Origin of the sequence: Rathayibacter sp. AY1E6 (assembly GCF_002931115.1) — a bacterium.
In the GTDB taxonomy this organism is placed as follows: domain Bacteria; phylum Actinomycetota; class Actinomycetes; order Actinomycetales; family Microbacteriaceae; genus Rathayibacter.
In genome coordinates this window covers 52,199-77,401 of record NZ_PSVK01000013.1, presented here as the reverse complement: position 1 = coordinate 77,401, position 25,203 = coordinate 52,199, and the positions used below count along the sequence as shown (strand labels likewise).

Below are 25,203 nucleotides of genomic sequence, written 5' to 3'. Positions count from 1 at the left end.
GTGCGGAGCCGGTGCACCCCGCCCCGGAGGGATCGTTCTCGTCCCGCCGCGACCGCCGCGAAGCGGAGGGGCACCGGCTCCGCACCGCGCCCGCCCGCCGCGGGGCATCCTTCTTCCGCCCGTCCCCGCGCACGCTGGCGCTCGCCGTCTCCGGCGGGCTCGTCGTCGTGGCCGTCGCGTCGAGCCTGAGCCTCACCGTCGGCACCGGCTCCTCGGCCGAGTCGGCCACCGCGACGCCCTCCGCTGCTCCGACCTCGACCAGCGTCGCCGTGCTCCCCGCGACCACCGCCTCCGCCCGGGTCGTCCTCAGCTCCGTCTCCACCACCTCCGGCACCGTCGCCGGCGGCACGAGCGTGACGCTCGAGGGATCGAACCTGGACTCGGTCGCCACCGTCCGCTTCGGCGGGGCCGAGGGCAGCGTCGCGGTCGACAACCCCGACCAGATCACGGTCACCGCCCCTCCGGCCGACGGAGAGGCAGCGGGCGAGGTCCCGGTCGCCTTCTTCGACGCCGACGGTCAGGCCATCACGTTCGACGCGGTCACCGACTCCGCCGCGGCGGTCACCGTCGACGGGACCCCGGCCGACGCGGTGCAGCCGGCCGTCGACACGTCGGGCGCCGCGGAGGGCACGACGGCCGAGGCCTCGACCGACCTCGCCGCCCCGACCGCGACCGCCACTCCCAGCCCCGCCGCGACCGGCGTGCTCGCCAGCACGAAGGTCGTCGCCTCGGCGATCACCTTCGCCTACACGCCCGACCCGGCGATCGAGGCCGCGAAGGCCCAGGCCGCACTGGACGCGAGCCGCCTGGCCTCGCAGCTCGACTACCTCTCCACCTACTGGAACGACTACAACTCGGCCCAGTACGGCGTGATCTCGGGCAACGACTGCGTCAATTTCACCTCGCAGTCGCTGATCGCCCGCGGCTGGGAGATGGACGGCGAATGGAGCTACTCCTCCTCCGGCGGGTACAGCTCCGCCTGGGCGTCGTCGACAGCGTTCAACGCCTACCTCGCCGCGCACCCCGAGCGCGCGACCGCGATCCCCGACTCCGAGCGGAGCCGGGTGAAGCCGGGCGACATCGTCCAGTTCGACTGGGACGGCTCGGGCGACTGGGACCACACGGGCGTCGTGACCAGCGTCGACGGCGACAGGATCCTCTACTCCTCGCACACCGCCGACAACCACGACCAGAGCATCGACGCGGCCTCCGCCGGCCGGATCATGTTCTGGGGCGTCTGACGCTCGACGCACCCGCTCCACGCACGACGACGGGGCCGCCACCGCTGATGCGGTGACGGCCCCGTCGAGGTTCCGGTCAGATCACTTCTTGAAGACGTCCTTGACGTCCTCGCCGACCTTCTTGGTGTGGGCCTTGGTCTGGTCGGCCTGGCCCTCGGCCTCGAGGCGCTCGTTGTCCGTCAGCTTGCCGACGGCCTCCTTGGCCTTGCCGACCAGGTTCTCGGCTGCGTTGCGGATCTTGTCGTCTGCACCCATGAGGGGCTCCTTCTGTTCGGTGTGACCATCCGCCGGCGGGTGCCGGGGAAGCTACGGGACCGGAGTCAGGCGACCCGGTCCTCCTTGGAGAAGCCGGCCCGGGCGCTCGAGGCGACCTCGAGCAGGACCGGCAGGCGGGCGCCGAGCAGGGCGTCGAGCGCGTCGACCTCCTGGTGCACGGCGTCGACCACGGTGCGGGGCGAGACGCCGCCGCGGGGGAGGACGCGCACCTTCAGCGCGGTCTCGGAGCCGTGGCGGTAGGCCGCGACCGTGACGTCGAGGAGCTCCGTCCGCCCGGCGAGAGCCGTCTCGAGGACGTCCTCCGCGAAGCCGGTCGCGATCTCGATCCCTCCGGCGGGCGCGCCCTCGGCCTCGTCGCGGAGGACGGTGCCGGTGCGGCCGTGACCGTGGGCGAAGGCCATCACCAGCGCGAGGACGATGCCGAGGAGGCAGATCCCGACGACGGCGTAGAGCGGCCAGAGGACGGCGGCATCGCTCCAGGCGGTGCCCTCCTCGGGGGAGAGGCGCGAGACCAGGGCCGCGCCCTCGCCGTCGGCGAAGGAGAGGACGGAGTCGCGGACCGGCTGCGAGACGGCGATCAGGACGGCTCCGGCGCTGACCAGCGCGAGCACGAGGCCCACGACGAGCAGGACGAGCCGGTTGACGAAGCGGTTGCTCGTGGTCATCAGATCCTCCCGGAGGTCGAGACGCGGACGGTGGAGCGCGGGGCGGGCTTCGCGCCGATGCGGGCGAGCTCCTCGTCGACGGCGCTCTGCACGGCGTCGCGGTCGACCGCGATGCCGGAGGCGGGGGTCACCTCGACCAGTGCGGTGCGCCGCCCGAGCGAGGCGCGGGTGTCCTCGCGGCGGGAGTGGGCGGCCGTGCGGGCTGCGCGGGCCAGGGAGGAGGCGATCACGCCGTCGTCCACGACCACGGCGAGGCGGTCGTCGTCCACGGTGTGGCGGGCCCGGGCCCCGGGCGCCAGTGCGAGCACCAGCAGGACCAGGGCGAGGACGCCCGCGCCGACGGCCACGCCGATGAGGGCGGGGTTCGCCAGCGACGCGACTCCGACGATCGCGCCCAGCAGGGCGGACGGTGCGGCGAGCAGGGGCGCGGCGCCGAGGATCGCGAGCACCGCCTCCGTGCCGACATAGGCCGCGACCAGGGCGATGAGCACCAGGACGACGATCTGCGCGGCGGAGCGGGACTTGTGGGTCTCGCGACGGAGGTAGCGGCTGTAGCGGGTGTCGGGCGCCGACGGTGCGGGGCTCATGCGACTCTCCTCGTGCTTCGGGTGCGGGTGCCCGTGACCCGGATGTCGATCCGGCTGACGGTGCGCCCGGTCAGCGCCTCCATGCGGGAGGCGATGCGGGTGCGATCGCCGCGCAGGCGCTCGAGCAGGGAGCCGCCGGCCGGGGCGGTGCCCGGCTCGACGACGACCGGCGCGGTCACCGCGAGGGCGAGGCCGCCCCGGTCATCGGAGAGGCGGACGCGGATCGCGGAGACCTCCACGCCCAGCTCCTCGTGGACGATCGCCACGGCGGCGCGCTCGATGGAGCGGACGGTGATGGTGACGGTGCCCGCCACCGGCGATGCGGGACGCGTGTCGAGAGCGGTCACGGTGGGCTCCTAGCGGGAGGTGGTGCGGCCGCGGAACACGTCCACGAGGCTGCGCACGTCGAGGGTGCCGTCGGCGATGCGGGCGATCACGACGCCGAGGGCCATGAAGAGGGCGGTGAGGACGAAGCCCCAGAAGCCGAACATCAGGGCCGCGAAGGCGAGGATCGCGCCGACCACGACACCGAGGACGGTGCTGCGGCCGCCGGGGGCGGTGGGCGCGGGGCGCTGGAAGTCGCTCATCGGACGCGGCTCTCGGTGGCCTCGTCGTCCTTGTCGTCGCCGGGGATGTGCACGTCGACGACGGCGACGTTGATCTCGGAGACGGCCATGCCGACCAGCTCGGTGATGGCCTCGGAGACGGCGGCGCGGACGGAGTCGGCGACCTTCTGCATCGGCACGGGGTACTCGACGACGATGGTCACGTCGGCCGCGACCTGGGTCTCGCCGACCTCGACGCTCACGCCCTGGGCGTGGTCGGCACCGCCGACGGCCTGGCGGATCGCGCCGAAGGCACGGGCGGCGTTGTTGCCGAGGGCGAAGACGCCGGGCACCTGGCGGGCCGCGATGCCGGCGACCTTGGCCACGACGCTGTCGTCGATGACCGTGGTGCCCTGGGCGGTGCCGGAGGTCCGCGAGCCGCCGAGGCTCGTGACCGTGTCGACGGAGGTCTTGTCGACGCGGGTGGTGGAGGGGGTGCGCGTGGTGTCGCTCATGAGGTCTCCTGGACGTCTCATCGGCTGCCGTTGCTGAGCAGACCGGGGTCGAAGGCCCGGCGGGAATCCGGTCGGGCTGTGCTTTCATGAGTGAGACGGAGCCCGGACGGCGTTCGTCACGGTGCTCGGCGGACTTTTTCCTGAGCGTCACCTGAGAGGCGGCCCGAGGCCGCGTGAGCGGAGAGGGAGGAGGCGCCGTGCCCGGACTGGAAGCGGCGAGCGACGCGCTGCTCGCCGAGCGCTCCGCCGAGGGCGACGTGCGCGCCTTCGAGGTGCTCGTCAAGCGGCACCAGTCGATCCTCCGCGCCTACGCCTGGCGCCTCACCGGCTCGCAGGCCGACGCCTCCGACGCCGTGCAGAACGCGCTGATCACGGTCTGGGCGCAGCTCCCGCAGCTCAAGGAGCCGGCGAGCGTGCGCAGCTGGATGATGCGGATCGTCAGCCGCTCCAGCGTCGACCTGCTGCGCCAGCGCCGCCCGACCGACGACGTCGACGCCGTGGAGCATCCCCCGGCCCGAGAGCCCGGCCCGTTCGAGGCCGCCGAGCAGAGCGACGCCATGCGGGCTCTCGCGCACGCCCTGTCCGAGCTGCCGGAGTCGCAGCGGCAGTGCTGGGTGCTGCGCGAGGTCGGCGGGGAGTCGTACAACGAGATCGCCGATCACCTCGGTCTCACGGTGACCGCCGTGCGGGGCAAGCTCGCCCGCGCGCGCGAGTCGCTGGTCGTGGCGATGGAGGACTGGCGATGAGGGAGCAGACGCGATGAACGCGGACCAGGGTCCCGGCGACGGGCCGGAGCGCGCGGGGGAGCACGACGTCGTGCTGCCGCCCGCGCTCGAGCAGGAGGCGGACGCGACGGAGCAGGAGGGCGACGGCATCGGCATCGACGAGCTGAGCGACTACCTCGACCGCGGGCGCACTCCGTACGACCCCGCCATCGAGGAGTCGCCGGAGCACCGGCGCACTCTGCGCGCCCTCGAGCGCGTGCGCGCCCTCTCCGGCGCGCTCATCGACGACGACGCCGCACGCCTGCCCGCGCCGGAGGAGAGCTGGTTCGGCTCGATCCTCACCCAGGTGCGCCGCGAGTCGCGGGCCGGACGCGACATCCCACTGGCGAGCGTCCAGCCCGACGTGGCGCTCACGATCACCGAGGGAGCGGTCCGCGGACTCGTGCGCGAGGCGGGCGACAGCGTCGCCGGCGTGCTGGTCGGCCGCTGCCGCCTGGTCGGCGACATCGCCGAGCCGGGCGCGGAGGTCGTGGTGGAGCTGACGATCTCGGTCTTCTGGGGGGTGCCGATCGCCGAGGCGGCCCAGCAGGTGCGCGAGCGCGTGCACTCGCGGCTGCTGACCCAGACCGAGATGCGGGTGTCGAGGATCGACGTCCGCGTGGAGGACGTCTACGTCCCCGGGACGGAGGAGTCGTGAGCGGCCTCGAGTCGGCGGCCCCGGTCGATCCGATGTCCGCGCTCGCTGCGGAGCTGCGCGCCCTGGACGGCGTCGCGACCCTGATGCCGGCCAGGCCCGAGGTGCGCGACGTGCTCGCGCACGCGGCGACGGCGCTGAGCGCGACCGGGATCGTGGTCGAGCCGCTGGGCACCGCGAGCGGCGGCACGTTCGCCGATCCGGTTCTGGTCCGCGTCGCGGGGGACGAGGTGTCCGTGGCCGTCGACCTCTGCGTGACCGCGGAGGCGTCCGCGCCGGACGTGGCGCGCGCGATCGGAGCCGCGGTGCGCGAGTGGTGCGTCCGGGTGCATCCGGAGCTGCGGCCGCGGGTGACCGTCCGGGTCGCCGCGATCGACTAGCCGGATCGGGGAGCGGGCGCGGCTGTCCGCAGGGCGGGACGCCTCGCCGTGAGGAGCGGAGCCGGGCCGGGCGGTCCCGTGCTTCTTCGGAGTGCACCGTGCCGACCGGAGCGACGGTGCTGCGGGCCGCCCGAGGTCGGTGTCCGCGCCGTCTCCCCCTGAGGAGCTTCCCGCTCAGGCGAGCCTCCCCGAAGAGCTTCCCGCTCAGGCGCGCTCGGCGAGGAACGCGTCCGTCTCGGCCGCCGTCGGCGCGGACACCGCCGCTCCGGCGCGGGTGACCGAGATCGCCGCGGCCGCGCTCGCCCAGCGGGTGAGGGCGACCAGCTGCTCCGGATCGTCGAGCCGTGCTCCCGTGGCGGCGAGCCGGGCCGAGAAGGCGCCGCAGAAGGTGTCGCCGGCGCCGGTGGTGTCCACGGCCTCCACCCGGAAGGCCGGGGTGCGCACCGGCTCGCGGTCGCGGACCGCCACGACGACGCCGTCGGAGCCGAGGGTGACCAGCACGAGCGGCACCAGCGCGGTGAGGGCAGCGGCGAGCGCGTCGTCGTCGGCGGCGGTGATGCCGCGATCGGCGGCGAGCTCGCGGGCCTCGTGCTCGTTGACGATCAGCACGTCGAGCACCGCGAGGAGCTCCTCCGGCAGCAGGCCGATCGGGGCGGCGTTCAGGATCGACACCGTGCCGCCGGCGCGCGCGGCGCGGGCCGCCTCCGTCACCGTCGCTGTCGGGATCTCGAGCTGGAGGAGCAGGGCGTCGGCCGCCGCCACAAGGGCCGACTCCTCGGCGGTCAACCCGACCAGGGCGGCGTTCGCCCCGGAGTCGACGACGATCGCGTTCTCCCCGCGCTCGTCCACGGTGATCTGCGCGGTGCCGGTGCGGATGTCGCCGCGGCGGGCGCGCAGCTCCAGCGGCTCCTCGCCGAGGACCGCGGCGAGCCGGTCTCCTGCCGAGTCGCGTCCGAGGCTCGTGACGAAGACGGTGCCGGGCTCGGTCCGTGCGGCCGCGACGGCCTGGTTGAGGCCCTTGCCGCCCGGGAAGGTGCTCGCGTCGAGGGCGAGCACCGTCTCTCCGGGGGCGGGGATGCGGGCGACCCGGTGGACGTGGTCGAGGTTGGCGCTTCCGAGCACGAGGAGGGGCATGCCCTCGACGTTAGAGCACGCGCAAGGGGGTCCGCCGCGGGCTCGGCCGCACCTACGGTGGAGGCATGGAAACTCGAATCCTCGGACGCACCGGCGCCCCCGTCTCCGTCGTCGGCCTCGGAACCTGGCAGCTCGGTGCCGACTGGGGGGACGTCGCCGAGACCGACGCCCTCGCCGTGCTCGACGCCGCAGTGGAGTCGGGGGTGACCCTCTTCGACACCGCCGACGTCTACGGCGACGGCCGCAGCGAGCGGACGATCGGCGCCTACCGCGCGGCGCACCCCGACGCGCAGGTCTTCGTCGCCACCAAGATGGGCCGTCGCGCGGAGCAGATCCCCGCCAACTACGTGCTCGACAACTTCCGCGCCTGGACCGACCGCTCGCGCGCCAACCTCGGCGTCGACACTCTCGATCTGGTGCAGCTGCACTGCCCGCCCACCTCCGTCTACTCCGACGACGCCGTCTACGACGCCCTCGACACCCTCGTCGCCGAGGGCGCGATCGCCGCCTACGGCGTCTCGGTCGAGCGCACGGAGGAGGCGCTGACCGCGATCGCCCGCCCGAACGTCGCGAGCGTCCAGATCATCCTGAACGCGTTCCGCCTCAAGCCGCTCGACGAGGTGCTGCCCGCCGCCCGCGAGGCCGGCGTCGGCATCCTCGCGCGCGTCCCGCTCGCCTCGGGCCTGCTCAGCGGCCGCTACACGACCGAGACCGTGTTCGCGCCGGAGGACCACCGCAGCTACAACCGCGACGGCTCCGCCTTCGACGTCGGCGAGACCTTCTCGGGCGTCGACTTCGCGACCGGCGTGGAGGCCGCGCAGGAGTTCTCCCGCCTCGCCGACGACCACGGCCTCGCCCCCGCGGCGGCCGCGCTCGCCTGGATCATCCAGCAGGAGGGCGTCACCTCGGTGATCCCCGGCGCCCGCTCGCCCGAGCAGGCCCGCGCCAACGCGGCCGCCGCCTCCGCCGCGCCCCTCGGCCCCGCCTTCATGGAGGCCGTGAACGCCCTCTACGACACCCACTTCCGCCCCACCGTCCACCCGCGCTGGTAGCCGGCCCTTTCCTCACCGCCGCTGAGTCGCCCGAGAAGGCTCGTTCTCCTGGGCGGGAACGAGCCTTCTCGGGCGACTGAGCGCAGCGCCTAGGAGTTCAGCGCCGCGTCCACGATCGTGCGCGCCTCGGCCTGGACCTCGTGCAGGTGGTCGAGGCCGCGGAAGCTCTCGGCGTAGATCTTGTAGACGTCCTCGGTGCCGGAGGGGCGCGCGGCGAACCAGGCGTCCTCGGTGACGACCTTGACGCCTCCGACGGCCGCGCCGTTGCCGGGCGCCTTCGAGAGCTTCGCGGTGATCTCGGACCCGGCGAGGGTCGTCGCCGCGATCGCGTCGCCGTCCAGCTTGCCGAGGGCCGCCTTCTGCGCCTTCGTCGCCACCGCGTCCACGCGCTCGTAGACCGGGTCGCCGAAGCGCTCGGTCAGCTCGCGGTAGAGCGCCGACGGGCTCTTCCCGGTGACCGCCACGATCTCGGAGGCGAGCAGCGCGAGGAGGATGCCGTCCTTGTCGGTGGTCCAGACGGTGCCGTCGAAGCGGAGGAACGAGGCGCCCGCGGACTCCTCGCCCCCGAAGCCGACCGAGCCGTCGACCAGCCCGGGGACGAACCACTTGAAGCCCACCGGGACCTCCCAGAGGCGCCGGCCCAGCGACTCCGCGACCCGGTCGATGATCGAGGAGGAGACCAGCGTCTTGCCGATCGCCGCGTCCTCGCGCCAGCCGGTGCGGTGGCGGTAGAGGTAGTCGATCGCGACGGCCAGGTAGTGGTTGGGGTTCATCAGCCCGCCGTCGGGGGTGACGATGCCGTGCCGGTCCGCGTCGGCGTCGTTGCCGGTGAGGATGTCGAAGTCGCCGGCGCGCGCGACCACCGAGGCCATCGCGCTGGGGGAGGACGGGTCCATCCGGATCTTGCCGTCCCAGTCGAGGGTCATGAAGCCCCAGGCCGGGTCGACCTCCCCGTTCACCACGGTCAGGTCGAGGCCGTGCATCTCGGCGATCAGCTGCCAGTAGTGCACGGAGGCGCCGCCGAGGGGGTCGGCCCCGATCCGCACGCCGGCCTTCCGGATCGCGTCGAGGTCGATGATGTTCGCCAGGTCCGCGACGTAGTGCGTGCGGTAGTCGTAGGTCTCGACCGCGGAGGGCTCGGCCGAGGTCACGCCGCGGTTGCCGTCGGCGATGAGCTCGTTGGCCCGGTCGGCGATCCAGGTCGTCGCGTCGGAGTCGGCGGGGCCGCCGTGCGGCGGGTTGTACTTGAAGCCGCCGTCGCGGGGCGGGTTGTGCGAGGGGGTGACCACGATGCCGTCGGCCCGGTCGGTGTGCGCGGGGTCGTTGTTGTAGCGGAGGATCGCGTGGCTGAGCGCCGGGGTCGGCACGAAGTCGTCGAACTCGTCCACGAGCACGCGGACCTGGTTGCCCACCAGGACCTCGAGGGCGGTGGTGAGGGCCGGGCGGGAGAGCCCGTGCGTGTCGGCGCCGATGAACAGCGGGCCGGTGATGCCCTGCTCCGTCCGGTACTCGACGATCGCCTGGGTGACGGCGGCGATGTGGTCCTCGTTGAAGGCCGTGTCGAACGAGGATCCGCGGTGGCCCGAGGTGCCGAACACCACCTTCTGAGCCGGGTCGGAGACGTCCGGCTTCTTCTCGTAGTACGCCCTCACGAGGGCCTCGACGTCGATGAGATCGGAGGCCTGTGCCGGCTTCCCTGCGCGATCGGTCATGCGGTCCATAGTGGCAGTCCGGCCCCCTCCAGGGGTACCGCGGCTGGCTAGGCTTGCGCCATGCCCGACAGCGCCCCCGAGACCCGTGCCTACAGCTATCTCGGGCCCAGCGGCACGTTCACGGAGGCGGCCCTCGCGCAGGTCCCGGAGGCGCGCGGACAGCTGTGGCGCAGCGTCGCGAACGTGGGGGAGGCGCTGAGCGATCTGGTCACCGGCCGCAGCGACGGCGCGGTGATCGCGATCGAGAACTCGGTCGAGGGCGGAGTGACGGCCGCGCAGGACGCACTGGCGCGGATCCCGGGGCTGCGCATCGTCGGCGAGTACCTGGTGCCGGTGTCGTTCATCCTGGTCGGCCGCCCGGGGACGAGCCTCGAGGAGGTGCGCACCGTCGCCGCGCACCCCGTCGCCTACGGGCAGTGCCGGGTGTGGCTCGACCGCGAGATCCCCAGCCACGAGCACCTGCCGGCCTCCAGCAACGTCCAGGCCACCGTCGACCTGCTGGGTGGATCGCCCGCGGACGCGGCCATCGCCCCTCCCGGGATCGTCGCCCACCACGACGTCGTGGTGCTGGCGGAGCGGATCGGCGACAACCCGAACGCCGTCACGCGCTTCGTGCACGTCTCGCGCTCGCACGCGCTGCCCGAGCCGACCGGCGCCGACAAGACCAGCGTGATCGCCGAGCTCCCGGCCGACCAGCCGGGCGCCCTGCTCGACATGCTCGAGCAGTTCGCGACCCGCGGGGTGAACCTGAGCATGATCCAGTCGCGGCCGATCGGCGATGCCCTCGGCCGGTACCGGTTCGTCATCGACCTCGACGGGCACGTCCAGGACGAGCGGGTCGCCGACGCGCTGATGGGGCTGCGGCGCTTCAGCCCGAAGGTGATCTTCCTCGGCTCGTATCCGCGCGCTGACCGCCGCCCGGTCACCTCCGTGCGACGCTACGACGACGAGGTGTTCCTCGAGGCCCGCGACTGGCTGCGCGGGATCCTCTCCCACGAGCCGGAGGTCGACGATGACCGGGGACGACGATGACGGGTCGCGACGATGACTGACGACGACGAACGGGTCGACCCGCGCTACGACCCGGCCTTCCAGCGCGGGTTCTCGGGACCGGTGGAGCGTCTGAGAGGCGACGAGCGGGCGTTCGCGAGGCCCGGCTCGGGGGCCGCCCCCGGCGCTCCCGCCGCCACGTCCGGATCCGCCGCTCGTCCCGCGCTCCCGGAGTCGCGCGTGGTCCGCCCCGGCTCCTCGTCCGTGCCCGGACCGCGCCGCATCATGGCCCTGCCCGACATCGCCGGAGCCGCCGAGGGTCGGCGGTCGCACCGCCTCGGCGCCGAGACCGCGCCCGCACCCCTGCCGGAGCCGGCCGCCGACCCCGCTCCCGCTGCTCCCGCCGAGCCCGTGCGCGAGGCGCCCCTGCTGCGGAACCCGTGGCTCCTCGTGCTCCTGCTCGCCGGCCTCGCGGGGACCCTGATCGGCCTCGCGCTCCTCTACACCGGCTACTCCTCGCCGCCTCCGCCCTACTACGGCGACTCCGACGTGCCCTCGCCCGCGTGGATCCAGCGGCAGCTCCTCTACTACTCCTGCATCCCCCTGCTGGGCTGCCTGCCGGCGTCGCTGCTGCTGGCGGTCGGAGTGGCCGCGCTGCGGTGGCGCGGCGTCGTCGTGCGGCCCCGCGCCGAGGAGCCGGGCGAGTCCGCGCAGCTCCTCGAGGCCGAGGCTCAGACTCCGGACGCGCCGAAGAGCAGGCCGAGGAGGTAGGTCACCAGGGCCGCGCCGTAGCCGATCCCGAGCTGGCGCAGCGCCCGGGCCAGCGGCGGGGCGCCTGAGAGCAGCCCGACGACCGCGCCGGTGGCGAGCAGGGCGATGCCCACGAGCACGCAGGCGACGACCACCGCGGCGAGCCCCGTCAGGCCGAGCAGGTAGGGCAGCACCGGGATGATCGCGCCCGAGGCGAAGAAGCAGAAGCTCGACAGCGCCGCGCCCATGCCCGTGCCGATCGACTCGTGCTCGTCGACGTCGGGGTCTCCTGAGGGACCGCCCAGCGTGATGGGGGAGGTGACGGCGCCGCCGCGCAGGCCCGTGAAGACGGAGGCGGCACGCGCGTCGGCCTGCTCCTGGGTCATCCCGCGAGCGCGGTAGACCAGGGCGAGCTCGTTCGCGTCGACGTCCAGATCGGGGACGATGCGGTTCGCGTCGAGGTCCGGGCTGGAGGCCGAGAGCAGCTCGCGCTGCGAGCGCACCGAGACGAACTCGCCCGCGCCCATCGAGAGGGCGCCGGCGAGCAGGCCCGCGATGCCCGTGAACAGGACGACGCCCGTCCCGACTCCGCTCGCCCCCACTCCGAGCACGAGGGCGAGGTTCGAGACCAGGCCGTCGTTCGCTCCGAAGACCGCCGCGCGGAACGTCCCGGAGAGGCGGTTGCGACCGCGCTCGGCGAGCCCGCGGACGACCTCGCCGTGGATCCGCTCGTCGGCGGCCATCGCCTCGGTGGCGTCGTCGTCGTCGGCGTAGGGGGAGCGGGCCTCGGCGCGCTGGATCAGGGCGAGGACGAACACGGAGCCGAAACGGCGGGTGAGGAAGCCGAGGAAGCGCGTGCGGAGGTCCGGGCGGGGCGCGGGCTCCGCCGCGGAGCCGAGCAGCTCGCGCCAGTGCTCCTCGTGGCGTCCCTCGGCCACGGCGAGCGCGAGCAGGATCTCCCGCTCCTCGCCGGAGCGGCGGCCGGCGAGGTCGCGGTACACGGAGGCCTCGGCGAGCTCGTCGGCGAGGTAGCGGCGCCAGCGGCGCACCTGTGCGGGACTGGGGGTGGGGACGGTGGTCGCCATGCGATCTCCTGGCTCAGGTCCGCCGACCCGCGCGAGAGGACCGGTCAGGACGTGCGTCGACTGACCGAAGGTCTCGTTCGCCCCGGCCGGAGCCGGGGTGGAGCGCCGGGCCCGGATCGTCCCGGACCAGCATGTCGACGCGCCTCGTCGTCCGCTCGGCGGACGGTGGGAACTACTCCCCTTCGCGGGGACCACCGTAGCCGAGATCGGAGGAGAACGCCCGGCCGATCCGCGGGCCGTCGGGCGGACGTCCGCCCGGCCCGGAGCCGGAGCGTCGTCGAGGACGCTCGCGCCGGGTCAGAGCGAGGCGGTCGCCCGGGCGGCGCGGCGGGCCTGGCGCTCGTGCTCGGCGTCCAGGAGCGTGCGCGTGGCGGGGACCGCCAGGAACTCGACCAGGGTGTCCGTCTCCTCGACGATGCGCTCGGCGCGGTCGAGCGGGTCGGTGCGCAGGAGGCGGCGGGCGGCGGACGCGACGTGCGCCGGCTTCGCCGCCAGGGCGCGCACGCGCTCGTCGACGCGGCCGGCGAGGTCGGCGCGCGGCACGACCTCGGTCACGAGCTGCCACTCCAGCGCTTCGGCCGCGCGGACCGGGCGGCCCGACAGCACGAAGTCCAGGGCGCGGCGGCGGCCGACGACGCGGGGGAGCGCGGCGGTGACTCCGACGTCCGGGACGAGCCCGACGTCGCCGTACGCGCTGAGGAAGAGGGCGGCGGGAGTCGCGATCACGATGTCGGCGGCCAGAGCGAAGGCGATGCCGGCGCCGGCGACCATGCCGTCGATCGCGCAGACGACGACGGCGCGGCTGTCCTCGAGCAGGCGGATCACCTGGGCGGTCGTGGTCGCGACGTCGCGCAGGTAGTGGTCCGGGTCCTCGGACCCCATGATCGCCGAGATGTCGCCGCCCGTGCAGAACGCGCGGCCGGCCGCGGCGATCACGATGACGGAGCAGCCGGCGTCGGCGTCGAGGTCGGCGACGGTGCTCAGCAGCAGTCGCGCGGTGCCGAGATCGATCGCGTTGAGGGCGTCGGGGCGGTTGAGGGTGATCCGGGCGACGGAGCCGTCGCGCTCGAGGACGACGCCGGGGGTCGCGTCGATGAGGGGGGTGGCGTGCATGGAAGAGCCTTCAGGGGAGCAGGGGTGTCGAACGCGGGGGGACGTTCTCGGGGGACGACTCACATTCGCAGCCGTCCGCGCGATCGGATGCCTCCGCGCGGCCGATGCTCAGCCGGCCCCGGGGGTACGCGCGGGCGGCGGCCCGTCCCGGCCCTCCTCTACACTGCTGGGGTGATTGATCCCGTACTTCTGCGCGAGAACCCGGACGTCCTGAAGCGCTCGCAGGAGGCGCGCGGCGACTCCGTCGAGCTGGTCGACGAGGCGCTCGAGGCCGACCGCGTGCGCCGTGCGGCGATCACCGAGGCGGAGCGGCTCCGGGCCGAGCAGAACGCCTTCGGCAAGACCGTCGCCAAGGCTCCGAAGGACGAGAAGGCGGCCCTCGTCGCCGAGGCCCAGCGCCTCGCCGCCGCCGCCAAGCAGGCCCAGCACGAGGCGTCCGAGGCCGACGACGCCTTCACCGTGCTGGTGAAGCGCATCGCCAACCCGATCATCGAGGGCGTCCCCGCGGGCGGCGAGGAGTCGTTCGAGCTCGTCAGGACGGTCGGCGAGCGCCCCGTCTTCGACTTCGCCCCGCGCGACCACCTCGAGCTCGGCGAGCTGCTGGACGGCATCGACATGCAGCGCGGCGCGAAGGTCAGCGGCGCGCGCTTCTACTTCCTCAAGGGCCTGGTCGCCCGCCTCGAGATCGCGCTGATGAACCTGGGCCTCGAGAAGGCGCTCGCCGCCGGCTTCACCCCGCTGATCACGCCGACCCTCGTGCGCCCCGAGATCATGGACGGCACCGGCTTCCTCGGCGAGCACGACGACGAGGTGTACCGCCTCCGCGACGACGACCTCTACCTCACCGGCACCAGCGAGGTCGCCCTCGCCGGGTACCACGCCGACGAGATCCTCGACCTCTCCGGCGGCGCGAAGCGCTACGCGGGCTGGAGCACCTGCTACCGCCGCGAGGCGGGCTCGGGCGGACGGGACACCCGCGGCATCATCCGCGTGCACCAGTTCAGCAAGCTCGAGATGTTCGTCTACACCCTCCCCGAGGACGCCGAGGCGGAGCACGCGCGCCTGCTCTCGTACCAGGAGGACGTCCTGCAGAGCCTCGGCCTGCACTACCGCGTCATCGACACGGCGGCCGGCGACCTCGGCCAGAGCGCGGCGCGCAAGTTCGACGTGGAGGCGTGGGTCCCCACGCAGGAGACCTACCGCGAGCTGACCTCGACCTCGAACTGCACCACGTTCCAGGCCCGCCGCCTCGACACCCGCTACCGCACCGAGTCGGGGAGGACGGCTCCGGTCGCAACCCTCAACGGCACGCTCGCGACCACCCGCTGGATCGTCGCCCTCCTCGAGACCCACCAGCGGGCGGACGGCTCGGTGCTCGTCCCCGAGGCGCTGCGGCCCCACCTCGGCGGCCTCGAGGTGCTCGAGCCCGTCGCATGAGCGCGGCCCGCGCCTCCGGCCGCCGCCTCGTCGCCCTCGACATCGACGGCACCGTCATGCACGAGGACGGCACCATCACCCGCGCGGTGACGGACGCGATCACCCGCGTGGCCGCCCAGGGCGACGAGGTGATGCTCGCCACCGGGCGCTCGCCCTCCTCCACCCTGCCGGTCGTCGAGCGCCTCGGGATCTCGCCCGAGTACGTGATCTGCTGCAACGGAGCGGTCACGCTCCGCCGGGACGAGTCCGGTGCCTACGTCCCCGAGACGGTCGAGACCTTCGACCCGACGGAGGTCCTGGAGACCATCCGCCGCTCCCTCCCCGACGCGCACTACGCCGTCGAGGACGCGGACGGCGCCTTCTTCTACACCGAGGCGTTTCCGGGCGGTGCCGTGATGGGTGCCGAGACGACCCACGTCCCCTTCGAGGAGCTGCTCGGCCGGCTGTGCACCCGCGTCGTCGTGATCTCGCCCGAGACCGGGATCGAGGAGTTCACCTCTCTGGTCGAGGAGATGGGCCTGCACCAGGTCAGCTACGCGATCGGCTGGACCGCCTGGCTCGACATCGCCCCGCACGGCGTCAACAAGTCCACCGCGCTCGAGGTCGTCCGCGAGGAGCTGGGCATCGAGCGGAGCGACGTGGTCGCGCTGGGCGACGGCCGCAACGACATCGAGATGCTCACCTGGGCCGCCGCCGAGGGCGCAGGGCTCGCGATGGGGCAGGCGCCCGACGAGGTGCGGGCCGTGGCCTCCGCCGTGATCCCCTCGGTCCACCAGGACGGCGTGGCGGTCGCGCTCTCGGCGCTGCGCTGATCACGGTCCCGCGCGCTCGGCGGTTACTATCGGGTGTCGCTCCTGCGGGAGCGGCCGGGAGGGCTGTCCGAGCGGCCGATGGAGCCAGTCTTGAAAACTGGTGGGCGGAAACGTCTCGTGGGTTCGAATCCCACGCCCTCCGCCACGCCGTCCGCCACGGAGTCCCGTTCTTCGCGTCGCTTCCCGCCGGCGCCTTCCGACGCCCGTCCTGGCGCGCGACGACGGAGGGCCGCCCGCTCTCCTTCGGAACGCGCCACCCCTCTGTATAGGATTGCGCGACGCCCGGGACCGACGCCCGGCCCTCACCTCCGCACCACTGACGCCTCGACACCGGGAGACGGATGCGCCGCACGGGCCCTTCGACACAGACTCGCGACACTCCGCGCACGCCGCGCCCCTTCGTGCGGCACGGCCGCCAGAAGCGGCACACCCTCGCGCGGACCCTGGTGAAGGGAGCCGCCCTCGTGGGCGGTGTCGGTGTGGTCGCCTCGGTGTCGGTGGTCGCGATCGCGGCGACGCTGATCGTCCAGTCCGTGCAGCCCTCGGTCGACCTGCACCCGGGCGCGGCCGGCTCCAGCGTCGAGGCAGGAGGCGCCCCGGAGATCGGCGCACTGGAGGGCGGCTTCAACGTCCTCGTCGTCGGCAGCGACTCGCGGAAGGGCCAGGGCGACGCCTACGGCGACCCCGATGAGGAGACGAGCGTCCTCAACGACGTCAACATGCTGATGCACGTCTCGGCCGACCACAGCAACGCGACGGTCGTGAGCTTCCCCCGCGACATGTACGTCGACATCCCGGAGTGCGTGAACGCCGCCACGGGTGAGACGATCCCCGCCCGGTACGACACCAAGATCAACGAGGCGATGGGCAGCGACGTCAGCCTCGGCTGCGTGGCGGGGGTCGTCGAGGACCTCATGGGCGTCCGGGTCGACTACGGCGCGGTCGTGCAGTTCAACGGCGTGATCGAGATGTCGAACGCGGTCGGCGGAGTCGACGTCTGCGTCGCGACCGAGATCGCGGACCCCTACACGAACACCTACCTCGAGCCGGGCGTGCACTCGCTCGAGGGCATGGCGGCGCTGCAGTTCCTCCGCAGCCGCCACGGCATCGGCGACGGCAGCGACCTGACCCGCATCAGCAACCAGCAGGTCTTCCTCTCGGCGCTCGTGCGCCGGATCAAGAGCGCGGACACCCTCCTCAACCCGGTCGCGCTCTACGGGCTCGCGAAGGCGGCGCTCGGCAACATGACGCTCTCGACCGGTCTCGACAACGTGAACACGATGGTCCAGATGGGACTCGCGCTGAAGGACGTCGACCTCGCGGACGTCGTCTTCGCGCAGTACCCGACCGGGGCGACTCCGAGCGGAGTGGAGCCGGACCGCGCCGCGGGCGACGTCCTGGCGAGCGCCCTGCAGACCGATCAGCCGATCGCCATCACCGGCGGCACGGGCGCCGGCGCGACCGTGGAGGGCGAGGCGGCGGCCCCGGCCGACACCGCCGCTCCGTCGGGCCCGGCGACCGCGGATCCGCTGGCGACGGCCGAGGCGGCACCCGGCACTCCTGCAGCGACTCCCGAGGACGGATCCAAGGTTGCCCTGCCAGAATCGGTCACCGGCCAGAGCGCCGACCAGCAGACCTGCTCGGTCGGCTTCTTCGGCTGAGCCGAGGGCGGGCGGCACCACGGGTGCTCTCCACCTCGCGCGCTGACTCCGGGACGACACGCGTCCCGCAGCCGAGAGAGAGTACGACCCGATGAGCGAACGCGCGTCCACCCGGACCACAGCAGCACGGCACGGCCGCCTGCGCCGCCCGAGCGGCGTGCGCTTCGCCGCGCGGATCCTCGCGGCCTGCGTGGGTGTCGGCGTGCTCAGCGCGGTCTGCATCGTGGCGATCGCCGCCTCGCTGATCGCGGGGAGCGCGCGTCCGTCCGTCGACCTAGGGATCGACTCGGGCGGAGGCGACGTGCCCGAGATCGGGGCGATCGAGGGCGGCGTCAACATCCTGCTCGCCGGCAGCGACAGCGCCGACGGATCGGCCGCCGGGGCCTACGGCGAGCGTGCCGAGAACCTCAACGACGTCACGATGCTCATGCACATCTCGGCCGACCACTCGACCGTGGAGGTCGTCAGCTTCCCCCGCGACCTCTACGTCCCGATCCCCTCCTGCACCGACCCGGCCACCGGCGCCGTCTCGGACGCGGTGGACTCGGCGAAGATCAACACCTCGCTCGAGGCCGGCGGGCTGGCGTGCACCGTGCAGACGGTCGAGCAGCTGACCGGGCTCGAGATCCCCTACGCGGCGCTCATCCAGTTCGAGGGCGTCATCGAGATGTCGAACGCGGTCGGCGGAGTCGACGTCTGCGTCGCCACCCCGATCCAGGACGAGTACACGGGGCTGAACCTCGACGCGGGCACGCACACGCTCGTCGGCGCCGAGGCGCTGGCGTTCCTTCGCACCCGGCACGGCGTCGGCGACGGCAGCGACCTCACCCGCATCTCGAGCCAGCAGGTGTACCTCTCATCGCTGGTGCGCAAGGTGAAGAGCGCGTCGACGCTCTCGAACCCGGTGAACCTCTACGGCCTCGCGAAGGCGGCCGTCTCGAACATGCAGCTCTCCACCTCGCTCGAGAACGTGAACACCCTCGTGTCGATCGGCCTCGCGGTGAAGGACGTCGACCTCGCGAACGTGGTCTTCGTGCAGTACCCGACCTTCATCGACGGCAACGGCGTGTACCCCAGCGAGGACGCGGCGGCGGCGCTGAACGCGGCGCTCCTCGCCGACCAGCCGATCGCGCTGAGCGGCACCACCGGCGGCGGCTCGCAGTCGACGGGGGAGGAGCCCGGGGCGACCAATGCTCCGGCGGCCACGGAGTCGCCGGCCACCGACGCCCCCGCGACCGACGCCCCCGCGACGAGCGCACCCGACGGGCCGGTCACCCTCCCGAGCGACGTCTCCGGGCAGACGGCGCAGCAGGAGACCTGCACGATCGGCCGGCCCCTGTCGGACCAGTAGGCGGCTTCCCGCCTTCCCGCGGAGGGGCGGGCGCCCGTGTCGCGAGGCCCTCGCGCGTGCGGTTATGATGGTCGTCGTGCGTCCGCCAGCGGGCGCTCAGGAGTCGTCGCATAGTCCGGTCGAGTGCACCACCCTGCTAAGGTGGAGAACCCTTTATTGGGTTCCGTGGGTTCAAATCCCACCGACTCCGCATCGTCCGAAGGCCCCGCTCAGGCGGGGCCTTCGTCGTTCCCGGCGGTGCCTGTGCCTGCCGCAGTACCGGCGTCTCCCGGCGGTGCCGGTGTCTCCGCAGTGCCGGGGTCTCGCGGTGCCGGAGCCTTCCGGCCGGCGCTCCGCCGGTCGCGCGCGGCGACGGCGGCCGATGCGACCTGGCGCCCCGGCCGCCCGGGATCCGCCGCCGATCCGCCGGGCGGGTGCGCTCCCGGAGCGGCTACCCTGATCGGATGCCCAGCCCGATCCTCGACGCCCTGTCCGCTCCTCCCGCGCGGAGGGACGTCGCCTCGATCCGGGGTGCTCTCGCCGAGGTCGCGATCGGCGACTCGGTGCGCGTCCTCGTCCGCTCCCCGCGCTACGGCCTCTACGGGATCGAGGGGGTCGTCCGGCAGGCCGTCGGCGGCGAGCTCGTCGTCGCGGACGTCTTCCTCGGCACGGGGACCGAGATCCAGAGCATCGCCCTGGCTCCGGACGCTGACGAGGTCGGCGGGGAGCGCTCGGCCGAGGGACTCGAGCACGGGGATACGGTGCGCGTGGCGTTCTCGACTCCGGCGCTCGGGTCGTTCACGATCACGGGCCCGCTGACGGCCGGCGGCCGCGACGGGTTCCTCCTCGTCGGCAGCTGGATCGTCGCGGACGGCGGCGAGCCAGGCCGCCACGTCGACCGCATCGAGCGCCTGACGGACGTCGGCGTGCACGAGAAGCACGTCCCCGGGCGCCGCTCCGCGGTCGAGGAGTAGCCCCTCAGCTCTGGCAGTGCGGGCACCAGTAGGTGACCCGCAACTGCAGCTCGTCGTCGCCGAGCTCACCGCGCTCGATCGGAGTGCCGCAGCGCCGGCACGGCTTGCGGTCGCGGCCGTAGACCCAGAGCTGCTGGCCCGGGCGCAGGTTGCCGGTCGTCGTGCGCTCGATCCGCTCGCGGTTCACGGTGATGAGCCGCTTCGCGAGCGCGATGGTGCGCACGAGGTCGCCGCTCCCGCCGACCGGGCGCGTGGGCAGCACGCCGCGCAGGAAGCACAGCTCGGCGCGGTAGACGTTGCCGAGTCCGGCCATGATCCGCTGGTCGAGCAGCGCGAGCCCGATCGGCCGCTCCGGATCGGCGGACAGGCGTCGCAGCGCCTCGTCCGCGTCCCAGTCGGCGCCGAGCAGATCGGGGCCGAGATAGCCGACCACGTCCTCCTCGGCCGAGCGCGGGACGATCTCGAGGAGCCCGAGCTCGAAGCCGACCGCCTGCCAGTCCTCGGTCTCGAGGACGATCCGGGCCTGGAACGCCGGCCGGTGCCACTTCGGCCGCTCGCCCTCGCCGCGGGCGTAGAGGTGCCAGCTCCCCTCCATCTTGAGGTGGGAGTGGATCAGCGCGTCGCCGACCCGCATCAGCAGGTGCTTGCCGCGGGGGACGACCTCGTCGATCGTCTCGCCGGTGAGGTCGACCGTCGCGTACTTCGGCACGCGGACGTCGCACCGGGTCAGGACCTCGCCGTCCAGCGCCTCGGCGAGGTTGTGGGCGGATCGGTAGACGGTGTCACCCTCGGGCACGCGGGCTCCCTCCGGCGCTCACGAGCGCATCCTCAGGCCGCGCGGATTCGCGACGAAGCCGGCGGCGACGAGGGCGTCGCCGAAGGGCGTGCCGAGCGCGAAGACGCCGTCGATCTTCTCGACGGTCAGCTTCTCGACCCCGCGGGAGCGGACGAGCTGCGAGAGGGCGCCGGCCGCGTCGGCGAGGGCCGCCTCGTCGGCGGTGAAGGTGAGGGCGGTCTTGCCGCCGCGCTCGAGGTAGACCGCGAGCGCTCCGTCGACGACGGCGACCAGCGCGCCGGCCTTCCGACCGGGGCGGTGCCCCTCGCCCTGCGGCCACGGCAGAGCGGCGCCGAACGGATTGGCGGGGTCGGTCGCCGCCAGCGCGAGCACCGGTCGTGAGCGCTCCTGCGCCTCGTCCTGCGGGGCGAACGTGCGGAGGCGGTCGACGCTGCCGGCGGTGCCGAACTGTGCTGCTCCCAGCTTCTCGATGAAGTAGCCCCTCCGGGCGCGGCCCTGCTGCTCGAAGCCGCTCAGCACCTTGTAGGCGAGGGCGAAGCCGCCCAGGACGCCCTCGGCCTGCACGGAGCCGCGGGTGACGATCCCGTACCGCTCGAGCAGCGTCTCGCCGAGCGCGTGCCCGCGGATTGTCGCGTCCGATTCCGCGAGCGGCACGATCGACCAGCGGCCGCCGGCGGTCGGCGGCCCCACGCGGGTGGCCATCGTGGGGCGGGCGGTCATCCGGCCCCGGGGCGCGCGGGCGCGGGCGGGGGCGCGCGGCTGGCGGTGGGCGCCGCCGGTCGAGCCGACGAGGGTGCGCAGCGGCGCCAGGGTGTCGTTCGTCACGAGCCCGGCCCAGACCAGCTCCCACAGGGCCTCGACGAGGCCCGCGTCGTCGGTGGAGCCGACCGCGTCGGAGAGCTGGCGGAAGAAGTAGCCGCCGCCCGAGCCGAGCACGCCGACGATCTCCTGCTGGAGCTCGGTCAGGGTCACGGACTCGGCGGCGGGGACGGGGAGGGTCAGCCCTGCCGTGTCGGCGAGGTGGAGGCTCACCCAGCCGTCGTTGCCGGGGAGGGTGCCCGCGCCGGCCCAGAGGACCTCGCCGGTCGCGGTGAGCTCGTCGAGCATCGCGGGGGAGTAGTCGCGCACCCGGGCGGGCAGGATCAGCGACTCCCAGGCGGACGCGGGGATGGGCGCGCCGGCCAGCTGGTCGATCACGGAGGCCACGCCGTCGATACCGCGGAGCGAGCCGCCGACGTGCTGCCAGGCGGGGAGGAAGCGGGCGTACGCGGCCGCGTCCACCGGCTCCACCTCCTTGCGGAGCGCGGCGAGAGAGCGGCTGCGCAGGCGGCGCAGCACCTCGGCGTCGCACCACTCGGTCCCGGTGCCGGTGGGGCGGAACTCGCCCTCCGAGACGCGGCGCTCGCCCGCGAGGCGGCGCAGGGTGTCGGTGACGACCGCGACTCCGAGGCCCAGGCGGGTGGCGACGGCGGCGGCGGTGAAGGGGCCGTGGGTGCGCGCATAGCGGGCGACGAGGTCGCCGAGCGGATCGCGGACCGGGTCGATGAAGGCGACGGGGACGCCGATCGGCAGGGGCACGCCGAGAGCGTCGCGGAGCCGGGAGGCGTCCTCCATCACGGCGTACCGCTGCTCACCGCCGAGGCCCACGGGCAGGACGCGCTTGGCCTTCACGAGCGCGGCCACGTCGGCCTCGAGCACCGCGCGCTCGATCGCGGGCGCCTTCGCGACGTCCGCCGAGGCGACCGACTCGTCGACCAGGCGCTCCCCGAGCTCGTCGAGCGTCAGCGGGCCGAGCAGCCGGAGCAGGTCGGCGGCGCCCTCGAGCCCGCGGAGGCGGCGCTCGGGCTCGACGCGCTGCAGCTCGCGCTCGATCTGCGCGAGGACGGCCGGGTCGAGCAGCTCGCGCAGCTCCGCCCGGCCGAGCAGCTCGCCGAGGAGCGTCGCGTCGACCGAGAGCGCCGCGGCACGGCGCTCGGCGAGCGGGCTGTCGCCCTCGTACATGAAGGCCGCGACGTAGCCGAAGAGCATGGACCGCGCGAACGGACTGGCGGTCGGCGTCTCGACCTCGAGGATCCGCAGCTCGCGCCCGTCCAGCCGCGCGGCGAGCCGGAGCAGCGCGGGCAGGTCGTAGACGTCCTGGAGGCACTCGCGGACGGTCTCGAGGATGATCGGGAAGGTCGGGTAGGTGCGGGCGACGTCGAGCAGCTGCGCCGCCCGCTGCCGCTGCTGCCAGAGCGGGGAGCGCTTGCCCGGGTTGTACCTCGGGAGCAGGAGCGCCCGCGCCGCGCACTCGCGGAACCGGGCGGCGAAGAGGGCGGAGCCGCCGACCTCGCTCGTGACCAGCTGCTCCAGCTCCTCGCGCTCGAACAGGAACAGCTCGGAGCCCGGCGGCTCCGACTCCGTGTCGGGGATTCGCACGACGATGCCGTCGTCCCCGGCCATGGCCGCTCCGTCGACGCCGTGCCGCTCGCGGACGCGAGCGCCGATGGCGAGCGCCCACGGCGAGTGCACCTGCATCCCGTACGGGGAGTGCAGCACCAGCCGCCAGTCGCCCAGCTCGTCGCGGAAGCGCTCGAGCACGAGGGTGCGGTCGTCCGGGATCTGCCCGGTGGCCAGGCGCTGCTCGTCGAGGAAGGAGAGGAGGTTGCTGGTCGCGTACTCGTCGAGCCCGGCCGCCGTGCAGCGCTCGCGGGCCGTCTCGGGGGCGGCGGCGCCCACCTCGCGGGTGAACGCCCCGATCGCCTCGCCGAGCTCGGCGGGGCGCCCCTGCGAGTCGCCCTTCCAGAACGGGAGGCGCCCGGGCTCGCCGAACGCCGGCGTCACGATCACGCGGTCGTAGGTGATCTCCTGGATGCGCCAGCTGGTGGCTCCGAGCGCGAAGACGTCGCCGACGCGGGACTCGTAGACCATCTCCTCGTCGAGCTCTCCGACGCGGTTGCCGGTCGAGCCCGGCTCGCCGACCATGAACACGCCGAAGAGCCCGCGGTCGGGGATGGTGCCGCCGCTGGTGACGGCGAGGCGCTGGGCGCCGGGCCGGCCGGTGAGCGTGTTCGCGTCGCGGTCCCAGACGAGGCGCGGCCGCAGCTCCGCGAACTGGTCGGAGGGGTAGCGGCCCGAGAGGAGGTCGAGGGTCGCCTCGTAGGCGGAGCGGGGCAGGGACACGAAGGGGGCGCTGCGGCGGACGGTGTCGAACCAGTCGTCCACGTCGAGGCTCTCGAGGGCGGTCGCGGCGACGGTCTGCTGCGCGAGGATGTCGAGCGGGTTCGCGGGGACGGCGATCGCCTCGATCAGGCCCGAGCGCATCCGCTCCGTCGTCACGGCGGAGTGGAGAAGGTCGGCCCGGTGCTTGGGGTAGAAGGACCCGCGCGAGACCTCGCCGACCTGGTGGCCGGCTCGACCCACGCGCTGCAGGGCGCTCGCGACCGAGGGCGGCGTCTCGACCTGGACGACGAGGTCGACCGCGCCCATGTCGATTCCCAGCTCGAGGCTCGAGGTCGCGACCACGCAGCGCAGGCGGCCGGACTTCAGGTCGTCCTCGATGATCGCGCGCTGCTCCTTGCTCACCGAGCCGTGGTGGGCGCGGGCGAGCAGCGGCTCCTCGTCGGGCGCGGACTGCCCGCTGCCGCTCGTGCCCCCGGCCGCTCCCATCGCCTCGGCCGGGGAGCGGCGGACGGAGGAGGAGGCCGCCTCGGCGAGCAGGGCCCCGACGGCGACGGGCTCGCCCGCCTCGCGCGCCCGCTCCGCGGCGAGCTCGCGGCGCTCGGCGTAGATCTCGTTGAGCCGGGCGGTCAGCCGCTCGGCGAGACGGCGGGAGTTCGCGAAGACGATGGAGGAGGTGTGCGCGAGGACCCGGTCGACGATCGACTCCTCGACGTGCGGCCAGATCGACCCGCTCTGCGGACCGGTGGCCCCCATCGTCGATCCGTCCTGCGGAGCCGCCGTCCCCAGCTCGGACATGTCCTCGACCGGGACGACGACGCTGAGGTCCCACTGCTTCTCGGACGCCGGAGCCACGATCGCGACCGGGGAGCGGCCGGCGAGGAACCGGGCCACCTCCTCGCGCGGGCGCACCGTCGCCGAGAGGCCGATGCGCTGCACCGGCTTCGGGAGCAGGGCGTCGAGCCGCTCGAGGGAGACGGCGAGGTGCGCCCCGCGCTTGGTCGACGCGACCGCGTGGACCTCGTCGACGATGACCGTCTCGACGCCGCGGAGCGACTCGCGCGCCGCCGAGGTGAGCATGAGGTAGAGCGACTCGGGGGTCGTGATCAGGATGTCCGGCGGCGTCTTCTGCAGCACGCGCCGCTCGGCGGCGGGCGTGTCTCCCGACCGCACTCCGACGGTGACCGTGGCCGGCGCGGTGCCGATGCCCTCGGCGCTCAGCCGCAGCGCCGTCTGGGTGACGCCGACGAGCGGCGAGCGGAGGTTGCGCTCGACGTCGACGCCGAGAGCCTTCAGCGGCGAGACGTAGAGCACGCGCGTGCGGTGCTGCGGATCCTCCGGCGGCGGGCCCTGCACGAGCCGGTCGATCGCCCAGAGGAAGGCCGAGAGCGTCTTGCCGGAGCCGGTGGGAGCGACCACGAGGGCGTGCGCTCCGCTCGAGATGGCCGACCAGGCGCCCTCCTGGGCGGCGGTCGGCGCCGGGAACGCGCCTTCGAACCACGCGCGCGTGGCGGGGGAGAAGCGCTCGAGGACGTCCGGCATGCACCCATCCTCCCTGCCACCTCCGACA

Annotated in this window: 24 protein-coding genes and 2 tRNA genes; 14 read left to right on the top strand and 12 right to left on the bottom strand. The window is 73.8% G+C overall.

Translation table 11 applies throughout. The features are described 5' to 3' along the window. Positions 1-1,241: amidase domain-containing protein (locus C5C46_RS11635; protein WP_146078983.1), on the top strand; the 1,241-nt coding region annotated here is incomplete at its 5' end. An 81-nt stretch (positions 1,242-1,322) separates the two neighbouring features. Here C5C46_RS11635 and C5C46_RS11630 read toward each other — a convergent pair. The 6 genes from C5C46_RS11630 to C5C46_RS11605 all read right to left on the bottom strand — a co-directional run bounded on the left by C5C46_RS11630 (position 1,323) and on the right by C5C46_RS11605 (position 3,829). Then, the gene (locus C5C46_RS11630) at positions 1,323-1,496 is read right to left on the bottom strand and encodes a CsbD family protein (RefSeq protein ID WP_104226788.1); all 174 of its coding nucleotides are present in this window, start codon (positions 1,494-1,496) and stop codon (positions 1,323-1,325) included. A gap of 65 nt (positions 1,497-1,561) precedes the next feature. Further along, positions 1,562-2,182, bottom strand: a complete 621-nt coding sequence (locus C5C46_RS11625) for a hypothetical protein (RefSeq protein ID WP_104224951.1) — start codon at positions 2,180-2,182, stop codon at positions 1,562-1,564. Further along, positions 2,182-2,769 (bottom strand): DUF6286 domain-containing protein, encoded by a 588-nt coding sequence (locus tag C5C46_RS11620; protein ID WP_104226787.1) that lies wholly within the window; start codon positions 2,767-2,769, stop codon positions 2,182-2,184. The genes C5C46_RS11625 and C5C46_RS11620 overlap by 1 nt, the downstream gene beginning before the upstream one ends. After that, complete coding sequence (locus C5C46_RS11615; protein ID WP_104226786.1) at positions 2,766-3,116, bottom strand: hypothetical protein; 351 nt, start codon at positions 3,114-3,116, stop codon at positions 2,766-2,768. The genes C5C46_RS11620 and C5C46_RS11615 overlap by 4 nt, the downstream gene beginning before the upstream one ends. A gap of 9 nt (positions 3,117-3,125) precedes the next feature. Continuing rightward, complete coding sequence (locus C5C46_RS11610; protein WP_104224954.1) at positions 3,126-3,356, bottom strand: DUF2273 domain-containing protein; 231 nt, start codon at positions 3,354-3,356, stop codon at positions 3,126-3,128. Next, positions 3,353-3,829 (bottom strand): Asp23/Gls24 family envelope stress response protein, encoded by a 477-nt coding sequence (locus C5C46_RS11605; RefSeq protein ID WP_104226785.1) that lies wholly within the window; start codon positions 3,827-3,829, stop codon positions 3,353-3,355. Before C5C46_RS11605 ends, C5C46_RS11610 begins: the two co-directional genes overlap by 4 nt. Positions 3,830-4,026: 197 nt before the next feature. Between C5C46_RS11605 and C5C46_RS11600 the strand changes: the two genes are divergently transcribed. The 3 genes from C5C46_RS11600 to C5C46_RS11590 are packed head-to-tail and all read left to right on the top strand — an operon-like array spanning position 4,027 to position 5,628. Then, on the top strand, positions 4,027-4,575 hold the full coding sequence (locus C5C46_RS11600) for an RNA polymerase sigma factor (protein WP_104224956.1): 549 nt from the start codon (positions 4,027-4,029) through the stop codon (positions 4,573-4,575). Between the two features lie 13 nt (positions 4,576-4,588). Continuing rightward, entirely contained in the window at positions 4,589-5,251 is a 663-nt protein-coding gene (locus C5C46_RS11595; RefSeq protein ID WP_104226784.1) for an Asp23/Gls24 family envelope stress response protein, read from the top strand. Next, on the top strand, positions 5,248-5,628 hold the full coding sequence (locus C5C46_RS11590; RefSeq protein WP_104226783.1) for a hypothetical protein: 381 nt from the start codon (positions 5,248-5,250) through the stop codon (positions 5,626-5,628). Before C5C46_RS11595 ends, C5C46_RS11590 begins: the two co-directional genes overlap by 4 nt. Positions 5,629-5,832: 204 nt before the next feature. On the opposite strand, the gene C5C46_RS11585 is transcribed toward C5C46_RS11590, so the two are convergent. Next, a complete protein-coding gene (locus C5C46_RS11585; RefSeq protein WP_104226782.1) occupies positions 5,833-6,762 on the bottom strand; it encodes a ribokinase in 930 nt (309 codons plus the stop codon). A 65-nt stretch (positions 6,763-6,827) separates the two neighbouring features. Here C5C46_RS11585 and C5C46_RS11580 point away from each other — a divergent pair, with 65 nt between their 5' ends. Continuing rightward, on the top strand, positions 6,828-7,814 hold the full coding sequence (locus C5C46_RS11580; protein ID WP_104226781.1) for an aldo/keto reductase: 987 nt from the start codon (positions 6,828-6,830) through the stop codon (positions 7,812-7,814). Positions 7,815-7,903: 89 nt separating this feature from the next. Here C5C46_RS11580 and pgm read toward each other — a convergent pair whose 3' ends face one another. Next, positions 7,904-9,526 carry a phosphoglucomutase (alpha-D-glucose-1,6-bisphosphate-dependent) gene (gene pgm, locus C5C46_RS11575; protein ID WP_104226793.1) on the bottom strand — a complete coding sequence of 541 codons (1,623 nt, stop codon included), beginning with the start codon at positions 9,524-9,526 and terminating at the stop codon, positions 7,904-7,906. Positions 9,527-9,586: 60 nt separating this feature from the next. On the opposite strand from pgm, the gene pheA reads away from it, so the two are divergent. Together pheA and C5C46_RS11565 are read left to right on the top strand one after the other, a co-directional pair. Continuing rightward, positions 9,587-10,558: a prephenate dehydratase gene (gene pheA, locus C5C46_RS11570; RefSeq protein WP_104226780.1), complete on the top strand. Its 972-nt coding sequence runs from the start codon at positions 9,587-9,589 to the stop codon at positions 10,556-10,558. A gap of 12 nt (positions 10,559-10,570) precedes the next feature. Then, entirely contained in the window at positions 10,571-11,287 is a 717-nt protein-coding gene (locus C5C46_RS11565) for a hypothetical protein (protein WP_104226779.1), read from the top strand. On the opposite strand, the gene C5C46_RS11560 is transcribed toward C5C46_RS11565, so the two are convergent. Together C5C46_RS11560 and C5C46_RS11555 are read right to left on the bottom strand one after the other, a co-directional pair. Further along, entirely contained in the window at positions 11,248-12,351 is a 1,104-nt protein-coding gene (locus tag C5C46_RS11560) for a VIT1/CCC1 family protein (RefSeq protein WP_104226778.1), read from the bottom strand. The two genes, C5C46_RS11565 and C5C46_RS11560, sit on opposite strands and share 40 nt — an antisense overlap. A gap of 297 nt (positions 12,352-12,648) precedes the next feature. After that, on the bottom strand, positions 12,649-13,464 hold the full coding sequence (locus C5C46_RS11555; RefSeq protein ID WP_104224964.1) for an enoyl-CoA hydratase/isomerase family protein: 816 nt from the start codon (positions 13,462-13,464) through the stop codon (positions 12,649-12,651). Positions 13,465-13,635: 171 nt separating this feature from the next. Here C5C46_RS11555 and serS point away from each other — a divergent pair, with 171 nt between their 5' ends. The 7 genes from serS to C5C46_RS11520 all read left to right on the top strand — a co-directional run bounded on the left by serS (position 13,636) and on the right by C5C46_RS11520 (position 19,678). After that, complete coding sequence (gene serS / locus C5C46_RS11550; RefSeq protein ID WP_104226777.1) at positions 13,636-14,901, top strand: serine--tRNA ligase; 1,266 nt, start codon at positions 13,636-13,638, stop codon at positions 14,899-14,901. Continuing rightward, complete coding sequence (locus C5C46_RS11545) at positions 14,898-15,713, top strand: HAD family hydrolase (protein ID WP_104226776.1); 816 nt, start codon at positions 14,898-14,900, stop codon at positions 15,711-15,713. The genes serS and C5C46_RS11545 overlap by 4 nt, the downstream gene beginning before the upstream one ends. Before the next feature lie 57 nt (positions 15,714-15,770). Next, positions 15,771-15,858: transfer RNA gene (locus C5C46_RS11540), tRNA-Ser, on the top strand. Positions 15,859-16,159: 301 nt separating this feature from the next. Beyond that, the gene (locus C5C46_RS11535) at positions 16,160-17,374 is read left to right on the top strand and encodes an LCP family protein (RefSeq protein ID WP_258059448.1); all 1,215 of its coding nucleotides are present in this window, start codon (positions 16,160-16,162) and stop codon (positions 17,372-17,374) included. Positions 17,375-17,465: 91 nt separating this feature from the next. After that, positions 17,466-18,725 (top strand): LCP family protein, encoded by a 1,260-nt coding sequence (locus C5C46_RS11530; protein WP_104226775.1) that lies wholly within the window; start codon positions 17,466-17,468, stop codon positions 18,723-18,725. Between the two features lie 99 nt (positions 18,726-18,824). Then, a tRNA-Ser gene (locus tag C5C46_RS11525) sits at positions 18,825-18,915 on the top strand. 253 nt (positions 18,916-19,168) lie between these two features. Continuing rightward, a complete protein-coding gene (locus C5C46_RS11520; RefSeq protein ID WP_104226774.1) occupies positions 19,169-19,678 on the top strand; it encodes a hypothetical protein in 510 nt (169 codons plus the stop codon). A 4-nt stretch (positions 19,679-19,682) separates the two neighbouring features. Here C5C46_RS11520 and C5C46_RS11515 read toward each other — a convergent pair whose 3' ends face one another. Next, positions 19,683-20,474, bottom strand: coding sequence for a DNA-formamidopyrimidine glycosylase family protein (locus C5C46_RS11515; protein WP_104226773.1), 792 nt, complete (start codon positions 20,472-20,474; stop codon positions 19,683-19,685). A gap of 18 nt (positions 20,475-20,492) precedes the next feature. Continuing rightward, entirely contained in the window at positions 20,493-25,175 is a 4,683-nt protein-coding gene (locus C5C46_RS11510) for an ATP-dependent helicase (protein WP_104226772.1), read from the bottom strand. Positions 25,176-25,203: the final 28 nt, after the last annotated feature.

Bases quoted from the DNA above. Each gene is read 5' to 3' on its own strand.
- C5C46_RS11630 (WP_104226788.1), bottom strand. From the start codon at position 1,496: ATGGGTGCAGACGACAAGATCCGCAACGCAGCCGAGAACCTGGTCGGC.
- C5C46_RS11625 (WP_104224951.1), bottom strand. From the start codon at position 2,182: ATGACCACGAGCAACCGCTTCGTCAACCGGCTCGTCCTGCTCGTCGTG.
- C5C46_RS11620 (WP_104226787.1), bottom strand. From the start codon at position 2,769: ATGAGCCCCGCACCGTCGGCGCCCGACACCCGCTACAGCCGCTACCTC.
- C5C46_RS11610 (WP_104224954.1), bottom strand. From the start codon at position 3,356: ATGAGCGACTTCCAGCGCCCCGCGCCCACCGCCCCCGGCGGCCGCAGC.
- C5C46_RS11605 (WP_104226785.1), bottom strand. From the start codon at position 3,829: ATGAGCGACACCACGCGCACCCCCTCCACCACCCGCGTCGACAAGACC.
- C5C46_RS11595 (WP_104226784.1), top strand. From the start codon at position 4,589: ATGAACGCGGACCAGGGTCCCGGCGACGGGCCGGAGCGCGCGGGGGAG.
- C5C46_RS11585 (WP_104226782.1), bottom strand. From the start codon at position 6,762: ATGCCCCTCCTCGTGCTCGGAAGCGCCAACCTCGACCACGTCCACCGG.
- C5C46_RS11580 (WP_104226781.1), top strand. From the start codon at position 6,828: ATGGAAACTCGAATCCTCGGACGCACCGGCGCCCCCGTCTCCGTCGTC.
- pgm (WP_104226793.1), bottom strand. From the start codon at position 9,526: ATGACCGATCGCGCAGGGAAGCCGGCACAGGCCTCCGATCTCATCGAC.
- pheA (WP_104226780.1), top strand. From the start codon at position 9,587: ATGCCCGACAGCGCCCCCGAGACCCGTGCCTACAGCTATCTCGGGCCC.
- C5C46_RS11565 (WP_104226779.1), top strand. From the start codon at position 10,571: ATGACTGACGACGACGAACGGGTCGACCCGCGCTACGACCCGGCCTTC.
- C5C46_RS11560 (WP_104226778.1), bottom strand. From the start codon at position 12,351: ATGGCGACCACCGTCCCCACCCCCAGTCCCGCACAGGTGCGCCGCTGG.
- C5C46_RS11555 (WP_104224964.1), bottom strand. From the start codon at position 13,464: ATGCACGCCACCCCCCTCATCGACGCGACCCCCGGCGTCGTCCTCGAG.
- C5C46_RS11545 (WP_104226776.1), top strand. From the start codon at position 14,898: ATGAGCGCGGCCCGCGCCTCCGGCCGCCGCCTCGTCGCCCTCGACATC.
- C5C46_RS11530 (WP_104226775.1), top strand. From the start codon at position 17,466: ATGAGCGAACGCGCGTCCACCCGGACCACAGCAGCACGGCACGGCCGC.
- C5C46_RS11520 (WP_104226774.1), top strand. From the start codon at position 19,169: ATGCCCAGCCCGATCCTCGACGCCCTGTCCGCTCCTCCCGCGCGGAGG.
- C5C46_RS11510 (WP_104226772.1), bottom strand. From the start codon at position 25,175: ATGCCGGACGTCCTCGAGCGCTTCTCCCCCGCCACGCGCGCGTGGTTC.